Source organism: Stenotrophomonas sp. (assembly GCF_032061965.1).
Taxonomy (GTDB): domain Bacteria; phylum Pseudomonadota; class Gammaproteobacteria; order Xanthomonadales; family Xanthomonadaceae; genus Stenotrophomonas.
Genome location: NZ_DAMBEF010000007.1, coordinates 1 through 17,670, shown reverse-complemented (window position 1 = coordinate 17,670; position 17,670 = coordinate 1). Strand labels below are relative to the sequence as shown.

The following is a 17,670-nucleotide window of genomic DNA, read 5'->3' as shown; positions in this document are numbered from 1 at the left end:
ATACTTGTGCCATGCCTGAAGCCGTTCCCGCCTCCGATCCGGCGCAGTTGTCACTGCGCGTCCGCCAGCTTGCCCGCGAGGCGGGCTTCCAACGCTGTGGGGTGAGCGGGATCGACCTGGGCGAGGATGAGGCGCATCTGGCCGATTGGCTGGGCAAGGGCCTGTACGGGACGATGGCGTGGATGGCCCGCCATGGCGCCCTGCGCGCCCGCCCGCAGGAACTGTTGCCGGGCACGCTGCGGGTGATTTCGGTTGGCCTGGATTACGGCCACAAGGACGACGCGGAAGCCTGGGCGAACCTGGCCGACGGTGATCGCGCCTATGTCGCCCGCTATGCGTTGGGCCGCGACTATCACAAGCTGATGCGCAACCGCCTGCAGAAGCTGGCCGAGCGCATCGGCAGCGAGATCGGCCCGTTCGGCTATCGCGTCTTCGTGGATTCGGCCCCGGTACTGGAGCGCGCACTGGCACGCAACGCCGGGCTGGGATGGATCGGCAAGCACACCTGCCTGATCGACCGCGATGGCGGCTCCTGGTTTTTCCTCGGCGAAATCTATGTCGACCTGCCGTTGCCGATCGATGCCCCGGCCACTGCGCACTGCGGCACCTGCACGCGCTGCATCGACGTATGCCCGACCGCAGCCATCATCGCCCCGCACCGGCTGGATGCGCGCCGCTGCATTTCCTATCTGACCATCGAACACGAAGGCGCGATCCCGCTGGAGATGCGCCCGTTGATGGGCAACCGCATCTACGGCTGCGACGACTGCCAACTGGTGTGCCCCTGGAACAAATTCGCCCGCCGCACCGACGAGCCGGATTTCCGCGCACGCAACAACCTGGACACCGCCACCCTGCCCGAGCTGTTTGCCTGGGAAGAGGACGAGTTCCTGCGCCGTACCGAAGGCAGCCCGATCCGCCGCAGCGGGCACGAACGCTGGCTGCGCAACATCGCCGTCGCACTGGGCAATGCCGCGCCCTCCTCCGCCGCACTGGCCGCATTGCAGCGCCGCAGCGAGGATCCGTCGCCGGTGGTACGGGAGCACGTGCAGTGGGCACTGCAACAACATGCCGCCGCGGCGGCGGACCAGGCCTAGCGCGCCCTCCCTGTGCCACCATGCGCAAACACCATCGACACAGGGACCGTGAATGAACAGCGACACATTACCCGCACCTTGCGCGCTGGCGCCGCAGGACAAGCAACGGCAAGCCCAGCGGGTGGGCGACGATCTTGTGCGTCATTACGGAAAGCGCAACTTCTATTCCGTGAAGCAGGTCCGCGAGGCCAACCAGCGCAACAAGATCGACATCGACGTGGCCTGCTGGTCGCACGCACTGTTCAACACCCACGCCGATTTCGATCAACTGCATGCTGCAACCGGCGAAACCTGCGACTACGTCGCGATGAAGGCTGAAATGCTGCAGTCGGTGGCCACCGGTGACCGATCCGGCTGGTTCGACTTCGACCTGTCCTGGCTGGAATTCCCGGACCTGGATATTTCCCTCTTCGATTTCTTCGACTGAGCCGGCGTCCCGTAAGATGGGCGCCGCAAGCGATCGCCGCCGCATCCGCTATCCCTTGCAGCGCCCCTTCGCAGCCGTACCCCACGCATGACTACCAGCAACGACATTCTGACCCCCAACCAGCTCAACACGCTGGCGCGCGACCTGCTTGAGAGTGCGTTCCCGTTGGTGTGGGTGGAAGGCGAACTGGGCAGCGTCAGCCGGCCGGCCTCGGGCCACCTGTACTTCACCTTGAAGGACGCGCGCGCACAGGTGCGTGCGGCCATGTTCAAGCCCAAGAGCCAGTGGCTGAAATTCATCCCGCGCGAAGGCATGCGCGTACTGGTACGCGGCCGGCTCACGCTGTACGAGGCACGCGGCGATTACCAGCTGATCCTCGACCACATGGAAGAAGCCGGTGAAGGCGCGCTACGCCGGGCCTATGACGAACTGAAGGCGCGGCTGGAAGCCGAGGGGCTGTTCGATCCCGCACGCAAGCGCCCGATGCCTGCGCATGTGCGCCGCCTGGCGGTGATCACGTCCCCCAGCGGCGCTGCCGTGCGTGACGTGCTCAGCGTGCTGGCGCGCCGCTTCCCGATGCTGGAAGTCGAGCTGCTGCCCTCGCTGGTACAGGGCGCCACTGCGGCACCGCAGATCACCTCGCTGCTGCGCCAGGCCGATGCCAGTGGCCGCTACGACGTGATCCTGCTGACCCGTGGCGGCGGCTCACTCGAAGACCTGTGGGCATTCAATGACGAGCAACTGGCACGCGCGGTTGCCGCCAGCACTACACCGGTCGTGTCGGCCGTAGGCCACGAAACCGACTTCAGCCTGACCGATTTCGCCGCTGACCTGCGCGCGCCAACCCCGTCGGTAGCCGCCGAGTTGCTGGTGCCGGACCAGCGCGATCTGGCACTGCGGGTACGCCGGCTTGCGCAACGGTTGAACCAATTGCAGGTACACCGTTTGGGCCAAGCCATGCAGCGGGCCGACCGCGCCGCATTGCGACTACAGAACCAGAGCCCGCAAGCACGCCTGAACCTGCTCAAACACCGGCAGCAAGCCGCCTTCGCGCGGCTGCACGCCACCTGGCGGCAACAGCAAGAGCGCCGCAACGCACAGCTCCGCCACGCCGCCATCGTGTTGCGCAATGCGCAGCCGCAACGTCATCTCGATGCGCTGGCACAGAAGCTGGCGGCACTTGCACCCCGCCAGCACGCCGCCATGACCCGGCAACTGCAGCGCGATGCCCTGCGTCTGCATGGCATCGCGCGCTCGCTGGAGGCGGTAAGCCCACTGGCCACCGTTGCCCGCGGCTATTCGATCCTCACCCGGACCGAAGACGGCGCCCTGGTACGCAATGCCAACCAGGTCAAACCCGGCGACAGCCTGCAGGCGCGCCTGGCTGAAGGCAGCCTGCGCCTGCGCGTGGAAGACTGAGCCGGCGCGGCGTCCGTCGCAACGCTGGCAAATCCTGGTTCTGCGCACGCACTTGCCAAGTGCCGCGGCATTGGGCTGCGGCCTTGGTCGCTTAGTGATCTGACATCCTTTTCGCGGCCCACGCCGCTGCTGGCGGTTACTGCGTCGTGCAGTAGCGCTGTTTGTACTCCAGCGCCTTGGGCATCAAGGCCTGCAGGTTCTGGATGCGCGTGCCGGGATTGGGATGGGTGGAGGAAAACTCCGGCGGCGCCTGGCCGCCACTGGCTTCGCTCATGCGCTGCCACAGCGGAATGGCCTCCTCAGGATTGAAACAGGCCGCTGCCGCCAACATCAGCCCAACTTCGTCGGCCTGGGTTTCGTGCGAGCGCGCATATGGCAACAGGTAGCCATAGCCCATCGCCGACATCATCATCTGCTGCTGCTGCACGTCCATGCCGCTGGCTGCACCTGCCATCTGCCCGATCTGGGTCAGCTTCTGCTGGGCCATGCGCTGGGCGCCGTGGCGCAACAATGCGTGGGCAATCTCATGCCCCATCACCACCGCCAGTGCATCGGCGTTCTGCGCTACCGGGATCAAGCCGGTATATACCGCCATTTTGCCGCCCGGCAGGCAGAACGCATTGGCCTCGTCGGACTGCAGTACGTTCACGTCCCACTCGAAGTCCTTGGCGAAATGCTGCGGCTGCAGGCCGTGTTCCTGCGCCAACGAGGTTTCCACCACGTCGACCTTGGCGATCAGGCGGTTGGCGATCTCACGTACCTGCCGCGCGATCTGCGAATTGGGGTCTACCGGGCGTTCCTGCGCCAGTATCTCCTGGTAGGCCTGCAGGCCCAGCGCCTTCTCCTCGTTGGCGTCGAGCGAGCTGTCGATCAACACCTTTTCGCCGGTGTAAGGGTCAACCGAGCGGTTGCCGAAGTAATAGCAGCCACCGTAGATCGCAAAGCCCAGCAGGATCACCCAACGGATGTTGCCGAACAGGCCGCCACCACGCCGCTGGCCGCTGCTGCCTTGGTTACCGAAAGGATCTTGTCGCATGGTTGGGTTCCGTCTGGGCCGGGCTGGCCGTGGCCGATGGTAACGCTACAGGGGGCGTGGGCAAGGTCAAATTCCACGTACCAGCCGAAAGCCGATACGGGCCGAGGTGACATCCGAGTCCTGCGACTGCCGCCAGGCCGCCCGGACCTGCTCCGGGGCATTGGCCCAGTTACCGCCGCGGATCACCCGTTGCCGGCAGCCAGGGTTGTACCAGGCCGCACCATCAGCCGGGGCGCGCCGGTAGCTGGCATGCCAGCAGTCCGCCACCCATTCACTGACGTTGCCGCCCATGTCGTGCAGCCCCCACGCATTGGCACGGAACATCGCCACCGGCGCCGTGCCCCAGAAACCATCGCCGTAGCCGATGAAGGCGTTGTTCCAATGGCGGCCGCTGGGCGAGACGTCCAGGCTGCCGGTGAAATTGCCGGTGTTCTCCGGCGGCACCGCCGCCCTGCCCCAGGGATAGCGCCCGACACTGCCGGCACGCAGGGCATATTCAAATTCCGATTCACTGGGTAGCCGGTAGTAGCGCCCGGTCTGCTCGGACAGCCAGGCGGCATAGGCCTCCGCATCACGCACGCTGACATGCATCACCGGGCTGTTGGGCGCGGCCTTGACGCCGTTGTAGTCGGACTGCCAATCCACGCCGCTGCGGCGGATAAAATTGCCACTGCGCTCGTCATAGACAATGGAATGGCCGCGGCGGGTGGCGCGCGGGCGCGCATTGGCCGATTCAACGAAGCGCCGGAACTCGGCAACCGTGACCTCGGTGATCGACATCGCAAAGCCGCGGTCAAAACGCACGTAGTGCTGCGGGCGCTCGGCATCCACCGAACCGATCTCCTCCGCCGGCGCGCCCATCTGGAAGGCACCGTGTGGCACCACGATCATCTGCGGGGCACGCCCGCCATCGGCCAAGGCATCGGAGAACACCTGCCCGGGGCGGAAACTGCCGTAATGGGTGACCAGATCAATACGTTGGCGCAGCAAGGTCACCGTACGGTCACCGGGCAAGGCAATGCGCATCGCCTGCTCAAGTTTCTCGCGGGCCGGCTTGAGGCCCTTGGAGGAGGTCAGGTCACGCAGGCCGCCTTCGCGCAGCGCAGCCAACTGCGCATTGCGGATGCCCTCAACCCGCCTCCGTGCGTCCAGAACGGTCACCGCCCCTTCGCCGCGGATGGTGCCGGCCTTGTCCAGCCAGCGCGCCGCGCTGGGGAAATCCGAATCCACCGTCGCCGCATGTTCAGCGCGGCGGATCAGGCCACTTTCCACTGCCGCAAGACCCTGACGGGCGCGGCTGTTGAGCGGGTCGGTGGCCAGCACCTCGCGGAACGCCGCCTGCGCGCCGCCCCCATCCTCACCCAGCTGATACAGGCGCAGTGCCTGCTCGCCGGCACGGTTCAGTGCAAGCAGCCGCCGCGCAACCGCCACCTTCTGTTGCAATGCCTGCTCGGCCTTGCCTTCCGGGGCCAGCGCCACCGCCACGGCGGTCATTTCCGCAGCCTCGGCCAGCGCCTGCCGCTGATTCTCGGTCTGGGCAAGCCGCTGGCTGATGCGCTCGCGCAACCGTTGCCTAGCCTTGTCCAGGCCCTGCCTGGCAGCGCGGTTCTGTGGTTCCTGGGCAAGAATGGCCAGGTACAACGGAATCGCATCACCGGCCTCCTCGTACAGCCGGTCTTCGGCCAGGGCCTTGTCGGCATCCTTGCGTGCCTGCGCCAGCTGCCCTGCGGCCAGGCTTACTTCCGGCGCATCCCAGGCGGGCAAGGACGTGTCCTCGACCACGGCCACCGGATCGGGCGTGGGCGCGGCCACCTTGGCGGCTGCCCGCGCCTCCAACCTGGCCGCAAGCCGCGCGGCCAAGGACTTCTGCTCCTCGGCTGCGGCCTGCGCCGGGTCCGGCGCGGAATCCTGCCGGCAGCCCGCCAGGGCCACCAACAACAACGCCGTCACACCCGCAATCTGGCCGGTCTTACCCAAAAACGCCTCCATTACCTTGCACACTTTCCCGGGAGCGGCCCGACGTTAGGCTATTCTCACCCGCCTGAGCAAACCCTGCAGTTGACGGAACCCACGTGGCTTACTGGATCAAACACCCGGCGGAGTTGGAAGAACGCTACCGCCAGCCCCCCAGCCGGATCGGGCTGGACACCGAATTCATCCGTGAACGCACCTATTGGCCGCAGCTTGCCCTGGTGCAGATGGCCGTAGGCGATGAAATCCTGCTGATCGACCCGCTGATACCGGGCATGTGCGAAGCGCTCACGCCCTGGCTGACGGATACCTCCATCACCAAGGTCATGCACAGCGCAAGCGAGGATCTGGTGGCCTTCAAGTGTGCCTGCGGCGCCCTGCCGCGACCGCTGTTCGACACCCAGATCGGCGCTGCCCTGGCCGGCATCGGCGGCGGCATGGGCTACCAGAAGCTGGTGGCCGAAATTACCGGCGTCACCCTGCCCAAGGGCGAAACCCGCTCCGATTGGCTCAAGCGCCCATTGAGCGAGGCCCAACTGGAATACGCCGCCGACGACGTCGAGTATCTGTTCGCCCTGCATGACGCCATCACCGCCAAGTTGCAGGCCACGGACCGCATGCAATGGTTGCAGGACGATGGCGAGCGCCTGCTGGCCAGCGTCGAAGGCGACGAAGGTGAGCATTGGCCGCACCTGTCGATGCGCTCCTCGCAGTTCCTGGAGCCGGAGGCACAGCTGCGCCTGCTGCGCCTGTTGCGCTGGCGCGACCAGCAGGCACGTAGCAGCGACAAGCCGCGCAGCTGGATCCTGGACAACGAGCTGGCCAACCTGCTGGCCCGCACGCCACCGGCCGACTACGACAGCATGCTGAAGATCTTCGGCCGCTTCCCGAAGGCCCCGCGCAAACTGGCGCAGCCGTTGTGGGAGGCACTGACCATCCCGCTGGACGACGAAGCCGAGGCACCGATGGCCTTGCCGGCCACCGATGGCAACAAGAACGCGATCAAGCGCCTGCAGGACGCGGTGAGCAAGCGCACCGCCGAACTGGGGCTGCCCGATGGCCTGCTGGCCTCACGCAAGCACCTGGAAGCGCTGCTTGAAAGCGGCAACTGGCCAACCGCCCTGGCCGGCTGGCGACGTGAGCAGTTGGAGCCAGTGCTGACCCCACTACTGCCAAAGGCGGGAGCGGTGTAAGCCGCGAAGCTGGCGAGCATCAACCTCAGCGAAATCCAACGCGCAACGCCGAGGAACATCCAGCAAGCACACGACGCCGGCCCATGCCCGGTAGCGTAGCGGCGATGAATGTAGTACCGAGCCATGCTCGGCAAAGATCGCCGATGACTCGAAATTTAGCCCCCTCGACGCTGTCGACGCCCCCACATCAGGGGGCGACTGACAGCCAACTATTCGCGTCCATTCAAACATCCTGTGATGCAGCGCCAAGGGTCACGAATTCCGACCGTTCAAACATTCGCCTGATCATGAGCTGCCAAGATCCAAATGCGACCAGCCCAATGACGTCACCGCGAACTGCATCTTCGCCAGCCTCGACAACCACCACAACAAACCTCAAAAACTGCTTTAAAAACGCACAAAAAAGGGCTCGCATTTCTGCGAACCCTTGAAATTTTGGTGGCCGAGGACGGAATCGAACCGCCGACACGGGGATTTTCAATCCCCTGCTCTACCAACTGAGCTACTCGGCCACTTTGTTTTGTTTTCGTCGACGTTGCCGCCGGCGAGGAGGCGTATATTACGGAGCTATTGCGGTTTCGGCAAGCCATTTTCACAAAAAATTTCACATGGCCTGAAATTACCGTCTAAGCCCTTGGTGCAGCAAGGAAGTGGCCGCCGCCAACCGCACCGCACGTGGCGAAAATTTCAGCAGCCCGCGTACCCGCGCGCGATCCCAGCCTCAGGCGCACCGTCCAACGCACCTCCTGTGAATCGGCCACCCGGTCTCACCTCATGCCAAGCGGCCGAGCAAGGCGAACGCATCGATCGGTCGCCATGCACTACGCCCCAGGCAGCGCGGACCTCGCCATTGGCTAGCGCATCAACCCGTAGACGATCTTGTTCCAGCTATCCCGTCGCTGCTGCAGCTGCTTCTCATCGAACTCCGCCGAGTCCACGAGCTTGGCCGCTACCGAAGCTGGCGGATAGATGCCGGGATCGCCACTGATGTCCTTGTCGATCAACGACGACGACGCTGCGTTCGCGTTTGCATAGGCGACATGGTTGGTGATGGCACTGATGACCTCCGGCTCCATCAGGTAGTTGACGAAGGCATGGGCCAGTTGCGGGTTGGCCGCGTTCTGCGGGATGGCCACCGTATCCACCCACCGCAACGCGCCTTCGCGCGGGATCAGGTACTTGATTTCGGGTGCCTCGCCCCCCTTCGCCAGTTCCTCTGCCCGGGCCTGTGCTTGCGCCACGTCGCCGGAATAGCTCAATACCAGGCACAGCTTGCCAGTGGCCAGATCGTCGATCAGCTCCGTAGCCGCCCCGAATTTGCGGATATAAGGGCGGATACGACCAAACGCGTCCTGCACCGCAACCAGGTTGGCGGCACTGACGTCATTGACGTCACGCCCCAACCAGATGAGCGCCGCGGCATGCCCCTCTTCCTCATCATCAACCACGCCGATGCCACATTCGGACAGACGCGATGCCTTGCCCGGGTTGAACAGCGTGGCCCAACTCGCAAGGTCGGCGTTTTCACCCAAGGCCTGTTTCACCTTCTCCACGTTGATGCCCAACCCGGTGGTTCCCCACATGTAGGGCACCAGATGCGCATTGTCCGGATCCAGCGTGCTCAGCCCGCGCAACGCATCGGGGCTCAGGTTCTTCCAGTTGCTCAGGGCCGACTTGTCCAGCCTGCGCAGCAGGCCATTCTTGACCTGGTCGGCGCCATAGGGCCTGGCCGACGGAAACACCACGTCGTAGGCGATGGCCTTTTCATTCAATTTCTGGTCAAGGACATCGTTGCCGGTAAATATCTCGTAGCGCACATGCACGTCGTACTTCTTCTCGAAGTTGCTGATCGTGTCCGGTGCCACATAGTCCGGCCAGTTATAGACGGTAAGCACCGGACCCATGCCAGTGGACACGGCGGGCTTGCTGGACGCAGACGAACCTTCCCCACCACATGACGCCAACGACACCGCGATCGCAGCCAATAGAATCTTTTTCAAATTGCTCCCCTGTGAATGAATCTACGGGGGATCAAGATGCACGCGTAAAATGCGCCATTCAGGCGACGGCACTCCCCGTGCCATCCCTGATCAATCGCAGCTCCGACCTACGGACCACGTATGCAGCTGCGGCCTCCGATCCCCATGGCAGACCATAGGCGAGGCGATGTGTAGGCCGGGTGCAGGCTGCGATGGAGATCGTGAAGAGTCACGAACCGAGCGGGCGCCGCACTGCGGTCGCCCAACGGCAGGTATCGTTTTGCCGATACAGAGATACCGCAGCGACGAAGCGCAACCAAACGCAGCCCATGACTGTTCCAACGCCTGATCATTCACCCCGTTGGATCAACGCCACTGAATCAAGGCCGCTGAAAACAAAAACGCCACGTCGTTGGACATGGCGTTCTTGAAGAGTTGGTGGAGCGGAGGAGGATCGAACTCCCGACCTTCGCATTGCGAACGCGACGCTCTCCCAGCTGAGCTACCGCCCCACACGACAGGTGCCAGTGTACGCCCGCTGTCGGTGTCATGCAAAACCGACCGACCGGCTACCGCAGCCACTGGGAAGGTGAGCATCTGATGCATCCGGCCGACCGATGCGGACGATCCGCGTCCGACCTCCGATCTTGCCCCCGTCCTATCTTGGCGGTAAGCCCACTTACGGAAGCCGGTTCAATGCGTGTCCAGCTGACCAAACGCCAAGTCGAGACTTATCAGCCGCGGGAGCGCTCATATGAAGTCCGCGATGCTCGAGTACGGGGTTTGGTCTCGCGGGTGCAGCCTTCGGGCAACAAAGCTTGGATCGCGTCCTGGGCACACGGAAAGCGGTGCACTATCGGACCAACGACTGCAATCCCGCTCGGTCTTGCTCGCGCTCAAGCCACCCTCGCCATCTCGGAGTAGCTGCAATCGGGCTTGCCTCGGATCGGGCAACGCAAGTCGCAAGGCCCTACCCTGCAAGAGCTCCTTGATCAGCGATATCGGGCTTGGACGACGCTGGCGCTCAAACGGGGTCACGTGTACGCCAATCGGCTGGAGCAAGTATTCGTCCATCATCTGGATGACCCATTGACCGGTTTTAACACTGCATGGGCGGATCAATGGCTGCAGCTGTGCCTGTCTACACCAACCGACAAGACCAAGTCCCCGCCCATACGCTCGACTGCTGCGCGTGATCTCCGCACTGCTCGCAGGCGTGTATCAAACGGCTCAATGGCTGCCTCTGGTTGACTTCGATTTTGGAGCGCTTTTGATCTTGATCACTAGCGTCCAGCTATGGCGCCGGAATCGCGACGAAGGCACCAATGTTTGCGAATGTGGTGGGCTACCAGGTCGAGCGCGTCGCGGTGGGCATGGCACATCCAGGGAGGGCCTTACTTACAGTTGACAGCACCCATGCATTGCCTTACATCGTCACCTGCGGGGCTGGATTAACCTTTCAAGTAAAAGGGATAAGGATATGCGCACTGCTCTCTCGGGTTCTATTTTGCTGGCATTGCATCTGATGTTTCCATCTCGCCTAGGGCAAGCAATCGAATCTGGACGCAGTTATGTGAAGCTTGAGAGAACTGGACAAAAGGGACTGACCTTCCTTCTCGTGGGCTTTGTATTGATATGGATGAGCATCGGAAGCGCGCATGCCCAATCATGCACCGTGAATGACCGTTGCGACCGCGGTGTGGCTTATGCGCTCGCGGCGTCGAGGGCTGTTTCATATGCTCAAGAATTTAACGCGCAACATCCGGGCAATCATTTTGTTGGAGCCCCTCCCAGGAGGGGCGGCGCCCCGGGCTTTTACTATTACAGGTGCATTATAGACAAGGGTTATCCTGGGACTGAGGGAGGATGCTCTCCGCAGTTGGATTATTACTACAAAGATCCCAGTCAAGTTGTCTATTCTTATAAGCCTGAGAAAAATGCGGGCAAGCCATGCAATTGTGTCGGCGATCCAATCAACTTCGCTACAGGCAACGAATATCGAAATGATCTAGATATTGATCTCGGTTCGCTCCGGTTTGAGCGCTTTTACAATAGCCACAAGGAGACGAGCTCGACGCGAATCGGCTCTCGGTGGCGGCATTCGTATGATCGGCGCGTTGGCTATTACCTCAGCACCACGGAACAGAGCATGGCGACCGTTTACCGTTCTGACGGTCGTTCGGTGTTGTTTACCTTGCAGTCAGGGCTATGGGTTCCCGATAGCGATGTTCAAGATACATTGGTACCCGCATACAGCGCATCCAACGTACTGTTAGGCTGGGACTACACCGCGGCCGTATCCCGTGACGTCGAACACTATGATGCAGAAGGTCTGCTGCGAGCTATAACCTATAGCAACGGTCAGCAATTGACCTTGGAGTACAGTGACGTCAGCACGCCGGCGACCGTCGCGCCATCAGCAGGTCTGTTGCTTACCGTCACAGACCCCAACGGACGTGAGTTAAATTTTTCCTACAACGCTCAAGGGCGTATTTCCGTGGTTGCGGCCCCAGACGGGTCTGTAACTCAGTATGCCTACAACACTACTGGTAACCTCAGCAAAGTGACATATCCGGACGCCACGTTCCGGCAATACATCTACAACGAGCAAGCCCTGACCGCCAATACCAGTCTGCCTAATGCCTTGACAGGTGAGATTGACGAGACGGGTACGCGCATCGTTGACATCGGCTACGACAGCCAAGGCCGTGCTGTTATGTCACGCCGAGCCGGCAATGTGGACGTGGTGGGTGTGGCGTATGGCACCAATGGCACCAACACCGTCACGTATCCAAGTGGCGCACAAGTCACCTACGGTTTTGCCGTACCGAATGGCCTGATGCGGGCCAATTCTGCCAGCGGACCGTGCGGCCCTGATTGCGACAATAAGTTCGCCGCGCTGACGTTCGATGCCAATGGCTTCCCGGCAACTGCTACCGACTTCAAGGGTGCGATCACGCAGTTCAACTACGACACCAAGGGGCGGCTTGGCTTGCAGGTGGATGCATCCGGGCAAGCTTCCCAGCGCACTACGACCACCACATGGTGGGGTGATACTCAGCTGCCGCTGACCCGAACGGTCGCCGATGCAGGCAATGCCATCAAGGGTTCGGAGGCATGGGCGTACAACAGTCGAGGGCAGGTTACGGCGCGCTGTGAGATTGATCCGGCAATCAGCGCTGGCGCTACCTGCGCTGCCAGTGGAGCGGTCCCGGCAGGGGTTCGACGGTGGACCTATACCTACTGTGATGCGGTGGATGCCACTCAGTGTCCACTGCCCGGATTGCTACTGAGCGAGGATGGGCCGCGCACGGATGTGGCTGACATTACCCGGTATGCGTATTACATGACGACGGATGAGACTGGCTGCGGTACTGCAGGGGGTGCCTGCCACAAAGCTGGCGATCTGTATCAAGTCACCAACCCGACTGGCCAACAGGCAACGAATAACGCGTACGACTACAACGGGCGACTGGTTCGGCGTAGCGATGCCAGTGGCCTGATCACCGACTACGCTTATCACGCCCGTGGTTGGCTGTTGTCCAAGACGTCTCGCGTCAATGTTTCAGGCGCTGCTGGCAGCGGCGATCGAGCCTATCAGTTCAGCTATACCCCGTTCGGGAAAGTCCGCACGGTCACCAACCCCGATGGCGCGGTGATTGCACTGGGTTACGACGCGGCGCAACGCCTCGTGAAAGTACAGGATGCAGCTGGCAACTACATCCAGTATTCGTTGAACGGAGCTGGTAAGAAAATTCAAGAAGACACCCGCGATGCCACCGGCATATTGAAGCGTTCCTTGCAGCGGGTATTTGACCAATTCGGACAGGTTGAAACTCTTACTGATTCAAACGCAAATCCAACTGATTTTTCCTATGACGCTGCAGGTAACGCTACTGGTACAACGGACGCACAGGGCAGCATCACTACGGATACGTATGACGCTTTGAACCGCCTCACGCAATCACTACAGGATGTGGGCGGCATAGCAGCCAGCACCCAGTTCAAATACGACGCACTGGACAACCTGACTGAAGTTACCGATCCCAAGGGGCTCAAGACCACCTATAGCTACGATGGTCTGGGTCAACTGCGAGCCACCACCAGCCCGGATACAGGCACTACGCAGCGCTCGTACGACGAAGCCGGAAATCTCAAGACCAGTAGCGATGCGCGTGGCGTCACCACGACGTATGCCTACGACGCGCTCAATCGGATGACATCAAAGATCTATCCCAGCCAAGGTGAGGATGTCTCCTACACGTACGACACCGTCCCGGCCGCGTGTGCGGCTGGGGAAAGTTTCTCGATCGGACGGCTCAGTTCAATGGCGAATGCCAGTGGACGCACTGACTATTGCTACAACCGTTTTGGCGACGTGGTGCGCAAGGCGCAGATCACCAACGGAAAGACTTTCGTCGTGCGCTACACCTATACGGCCGGTGGCGATCTTGCATCGGTGATCTATCCCGATGGTGCGGTGGCGGACTATGTGCGTGATGCCCAGGGCAGGATCACCGAGGTGGGTGTCACCAGCGGCAGTAGCGGACGCCAGCTATTGCTGACTGGGGCCAGCTATCTTCCATTTGGCCCCAGCACCGGCTGGCAATACGGCAACGGCCGGGCGCTGGTGCGCAGCTTCGATACGGACTATCGGCCCACCGCTGTTGTCGATAGCGGTCACGACCTCAAAATCGGGCTTGGCTACGACTCGGTCAGCAATATCACTGCGTTGGAGTCAGGCAATTATACGGCTGGCTTGAACTACGACACGTTGGGGCGCTTGACCCAGTTCCGCGACAGCAATGCCAACGTGGCCATTGATCAATACAGCTATGACGCCACCGGCAACCGCCTGAGCGTTGCCAATGCCGGCGGCGTCGCGCCGTATACCTACGAGACGGCCAGCCATCGCCTGAGTAGTGTCGGTGCTATCGGGCGCGGCTACGACGCGGTCGGCAATACGGTTGCGGCAGGCAATGGTGCCAAGGAGCTTGTCTACAACCAAGCTAATCGCTTGTCCCAGGTGAAACTGGACGGTGCACTTGCCCAACGCTATACCTATAACGCGGGGGGGGAGCGTGTGCAGCGTGGCCTGGACGCAGGCACTTCGGTCTATAGCACCTACGATGAAGCCGGGCATTGGCTGGGGGATTACGACGCGTTGGGAAATGCCGCGCAGCAGGTGATCTGGATGGATGATCTACCAGTGGGGCTGTTGACCGGTGGTGTGCTGCTCTACATCGAGCCGGACCACTTAGGCACGCCGCGACTGGTGTTCAATCCGATGCGCAACGTGCCGGTGTGGACATGGGATATCAAGGGTGAAGCATTTGGCAACGACCTGCCGGACCAGGACCCCGATGTGGATGGTCAGGCGTTTGTTTCTGACATGCGGTTCCCGGGTCAGCGCTATGATGCAGTCAGTGGGTTGAACTACAACTACTTCCGCGACTATGACCCGAGCGCAGGGCGGTATGTGCAGAGTGACCCGATTGGGTTGGGTGGCGGAGTCAGCACGTATGGGTATGCCAATCAAAGTCCAGTATTGAACATAGACCCTTATGGTCTGCAGTCGATCCTTAGTTGTGGTAATCCGGCAAATGCAGCTACATGTGCAGCGGCTGGTATTGGAGCAAGCGCTGGTACTAGTGGTGGATATGTAGGCGCATCGGGCGCGGCCGCCGCGGCTGCTTCCACTCTCTTGACGGGGGATAGTGCGAAAACCGAGAGCTGCCCGCAAGTGGATAAATGTCAAAAGATATATGCCACAATTCGGGAAGTCTTAGGAATTCTTAAGCAGCGCTATTGGGACATGCGTGAGGATAAGCTCGATCTTTTCAATACAAGACCAACTGGCCGTATGTCGTGGGGCGGCCATCAGCAGCAATTCAGACAGTGGCAAACGGTCCTAAGGGGATATTTGGAATCAGCAGATGCAATGAACTGCAGAGGTTATGCCTCTGATGCTTGGTCTTGGGCAACTCGGCCGCCGCCTACGCAGCCTGGAGTAAATTAAACATGGTTGAAGAAATGAAAAGCAAAGAATTGGTTGATTCTTGGGTTAATTTGCAAAAAGCCGATCATGGCTCTGCAGCATATAAGCGTGACGAGTGGGCTGCGGTGAAGTTGAATATGATGTGTGTGTCCTCGCCGAGCGAGGCTTGGGAGATTGTTACAGATATTTTTGAGTCAACCGCTGACGAGTGGATCTATGAAAACTTGGGGGCGGGGCCTTTAGAGACTTTGTTAGGGCTGCATGGCGAGTTTGCGATTTCTGCTCTCAGCTCATATGCCGCATCTAACCCTAAGTTTCTTGATGTGGCGGCGTTCGTTTGGCCGCATTCGTTGAGTTCCGATGTGGCGAAAAGATTTCTTGCTATTGCTGGTCAAAAAAAAAGGTAGCTGAGGAAGCTCTGAACAACTCCCGCACAGCCTGCCAGTCTGTGGTCCACGATTTGAGAGCCTGATATTTCCATGCAACTGACCTTTGGCCGCGCCGCGCAACAAGGTCGACTCACGAAAGGGTCATCGTGATCAGGCAGTCTTCGATCTATATAATGGCCACACGATGAAAATTCCTGTCTTCCGGATAACCCACGCTGTCACAGCGAAGATTGCTGACGAGCTCAGGGCGTATGAGCTTGTAGTAGCCGTCACAGCCCGAACGGGCGCGGCGGCGCTGGTATCAGGGCTGCGGCAGGAATTGGGCCGGGATGAAGACGATGAGAGCGAAGACGGTGCGTTTCTTTTGCACCTGTCATGCTCGGTTGAGCCCATGATGGAGTACGGGTAGGTTGACTACTTCATCTATAGCGCGACATTTCCGCATGATCCAATGGCGGCCAAGGCCATTGTGGGCGCTGCCGTCCGCCAGTGGGGCACGGTCGGGAAGCCTGGCTATTTCGTCGCCACGTTGAATCCATAGCGCGGGTGCTGGACAATTTGAAGGACGGCAGTTCTCGTCGCTGGTTTTGTAAAGCGCCGAACTGTTCCAATTCGGGAATTTGTTAAGCCGTGCAACGCCGATTTGACGAATCGGTCAATTTTGCAAATCGCAGCCCATGCGATTGACGCCTGCCAAGATGCAGGCCATGAACACATCGACCAAGAAGCAGGTGTGGCATCCAACGAAAGCCGCCTGGGCGCGGGCTCGGGCGGCTGAGTTGGACGGGCAAGCCCGGCAACTGGAGCAGTCCAGCGCCGGCAACTGGAGGCAGCGAGCCCGATTGCGCGCCGCGTCTTCCCGGCTCCGCATGCGGGCAGAGCACTATCTGGCCAAGGCCGTGCGCTTCGAAGAAGCAGGGGAGTAGGCTAGTACGAGAACTGCGAAGTGCTCTTTTTGTCCAGGCTTGCATTGCTTGTTGCTTGTGCGCAACCGCCTTAAGATCGAGTACGCGTAAGGGCAGGCGGCATTTTGGGTGCGCCTTGAATAAGCTGCCATCAGGACGGTGTCACAAGATCGGGTGACACGCATTTTAAGCCGCCCCTCAAGGAATCGAGCATGAAGCGACACTTGTTGACTGCACTGCTTACAGTTGTGATCTTCAATGCAGATGCAATCATCGTTCGAGATGATGTCGATGGCGAAAAATATCGAGTTCAAGCGGGTGAGTTTCCGGCTCTCGTAGATATGCCCAGCGAAGGACATGGCGTATTGATTGCACCTCAGTGGGTTGTGACCGCTGCTCACGCAGTTGCATGGCAGTCTCATATGAAGCAAGTGACTATCAACGGAGTAACCCGGGACGTTGAACATATCGAGATCCATCCGGGATACAAAAAGCCGACACAACGGCTACTTGATCAGGCACTGGCTACATGGGATTGGACGCTTTTTAGGGTGCTGCTTGCCTCGTCAGATGACATAGCACTTGTTAAATTGGCGCATCCAGTAGCCGACGTCTCACCTGTCGAAATCAACAAGAGCGATGCCGAGTTCGGTCAGGTCATTCAGGTCATAGGAAAAGGAGCCACAGGCAATGGAGTGACGGGCTACGAATTTAGCGATTCCCACCGAACCGACCTACGACGCGCGTTCAACAGAATTACGAGTGCAGACGGCCGTTGGCTCTGCTATGTCTTTGATAAGCCATCCGAAGCCCTGCCGCTTGAGGGCGGGACAGGAAGTGGCGACAGCGGAGGGCCGGTATTGGTTCAAGCTGGCAATGAATGGCTGTTGGCCGGATTAACGTCATGGTCTGATCCTCAAAGCTCAAATAGGACACCCGGGCGCTATGGCCAAATCACTTGTAATGTTCGTTTGAGCCATTACATAGAGTGGATTCAAAGAACCATGTCCGGCGAGCCTGCAGCAGAGCCCTGACGATTAATCTCGCTACGGAAACTGCCGGAAATCCGGCAGTTGGTTGGCCATTGCTTACCTAGCATCTGCCGGGCTTATCTCGGGCCGTTTCAGGCCCAAATCCATTGATTTGTCTGCGTTTCCTCCCTGGCCAGGCATGGGCCTGCCAGCGGCACCGAGCGAGTGGCTGTAATGACCCACCGCTTTCTGCTCAGGTCACGCGGTTAATGTAGCGGCATAAGC

The 17,670-nt window shown here is 60.6% G+C and carries 10 protein-coding genes and 2 tRNA genes; 7 read left to right on the top strand and 5 right to left on the bottom strand.

Annotation, left to right across the window (positions count from 1 at the left end):
* Nucleotides 1-11: 11 nt before the first annotated feature.
* The 3 genes from queG to xseA all read left to right on the top strand — a co-directional run bounded on the left by queG (nt 12) and on the right by xseA (nt 2,943).
* Nucleotides 12-1,097, top strand: a complete 1,086-nt coding sequence (queG, locus tag RT460_RS05265; RefSeq protein WP_313317589.1) for a tRNA epoxyqueuosine(34) reductase QueG — start codon at nt 12-14, stop codon at nt 1,095-1,097.
* 52 nt (nt 1,098-1,149) lie between these two features.
* Entirely contained in the window at nt 1,150-1,524 is a 375-nt protein-coding gene (locus RT460_RS05260) for a DUF6559 family protein (protein ID WP_313317588.1), read from the top strand.
* Between the two features lie 87 nt (nt 1,525-1,611).
* The gene (gene xseA / locus RT460_RS05255) at nt 1,612-2,943 is read left to right on the top strand and encodes an exodeoxyribonuclease VII large subunit (protein ID WP_313317587.1); all 1,332 of its coding nucleotides are present in this window, start codon (nt 1,612-1,614) and stop codon (nt 2,941-2,943) included.
* A 136-nt stretch (nt 2,944-3,079) separates the two neighbouring features.
* Here xseA and RT460_RS05250 read toward each other — a convergent pair whose 3' ends face one another.
* Both RT460_RS05250 and RT460_RS05245 read right to left on the bottom strand, forming a co-directional pair.
* Nucleotides 3,080-3,979 (bottom strand): M48 family metallopeptidase, encoded by a 900-nt coding sequence (locus RT460_RS05250; RefSeq protein ID WP_313317586.1) that lies wholly within the window; start codon nt 3,977-3,979, stop codon nt 3,080-3,082.
* 66 nt (nt 3,980-4,045) lie between these two features.
* The gene (locus RT460_RS05245; protein ID WP_313317743.1) at nt 4,046-5,743 is read right to left on the bottom strand and encodes an SUMF1/EgtB/PvdO family nonheme iron enzyme; all 1,698 of its coding nucleotides are present in this window, start codon (nt 5,741-5,743) and stop codon (nt 4,046-4,048) included.
* A 308-nt stretch (nt 5,744-6,051) separates the two neighbouring features.
* Here RT460_RS05245 and rnd point away from each other — a divergent pair, with 308 nt between their 5' ends.
* The gene (gene rnd / locus RT460_RS05240; RefSeq protein ID WP_313317585.1) at nt 6,052-7,143 is read left to right on the top strand and encodes a ribonuclease D; all 1,092 of its coding nucleotides are present in this window, start codon (nt 6,052-6,054) and stop codon (nt 7,141-7,143) included.
* Nucleotides 7,144-7,579: 436 nt separating this feature from the next.
* On the opposite strand, the gene RT460_RS05235 is transcribed toward rnd, so the two are convergent.
* The 3 genes from RT460_RS05235 to RT460_RS05225 form a co-directional block, all read right to left on the bottom strand.
* Nucleotides 7,580-7,655 (bottom strand) — tRNA-Phe (locus RT460_RS05235).
* 342 nt (nt 7,656-7,997) lie between these two features.
* The gene (locus tag RT460_RS05230; RefSeq protein WP_313317584.1) at nt 7,998-9,059 is read right to left on the bottom strand and encodes an extracellular solute-binding protein; all 1,062 of its coding nucleotides are present in this window, start codon (nt 9,057-9,059) and stop codon (nt 7,998-8,000) included.
* Between the two features lie 499 nt (nt 9,060-9,558).
* Nucleotides 9,559-9,634: transfer RNA gene (locus tag RT460_RS05225), tRNA-Ala, on the bottom strand.
* A gap of 968 nt (nt 9,635-10,602) precedes the next feature.
* Between RT460_RS05225 and RT460_RS05220 the strand changes: the two genes are divergently transcribed.
* From RT460_RS05220 to RT460_RS05210, 3 genes are all read left to right on the top strand, one after another.
* Complete coding sequence (locus RT460_RS05220; RefSeq protein WP_313317583.1) at nt 10,603-15,141, top strand: RHS repeat-associated core domain-containing protein; 4,539 nt, start codon at nt 10,603-10,605, stop codon at nt 15,139-15,141.
* A 2-nt stretch (nt 15,142-15,143) separates the two neighbouring features.
* Nucleotides 15,144-15,527, top strand: a complete 384-nt coding sequence (locus RT460_RS05215) for a DUF6869 domain-containing protein (protein WP_313317582.1) — start codon at nt 15,144-15,146, stop codon at nt 15,525-15,527.
* A 1,099-nt stretch (nt 15,528-16,626) separates the two neighbouring features.
* Nucleotides 16,627-17,448, top strand: a complete 822-nt coding sequence (locus RT460_RS05210; RefSeq protein WP_313317581.1) for a trypsin-like serine protease — start codon at nt 16,627-16,629, stop codon at nt 17,446-17,448.
* The last annotated feature ends 222 nt before the right edge of the window (nt 17,449-17,670 follow it).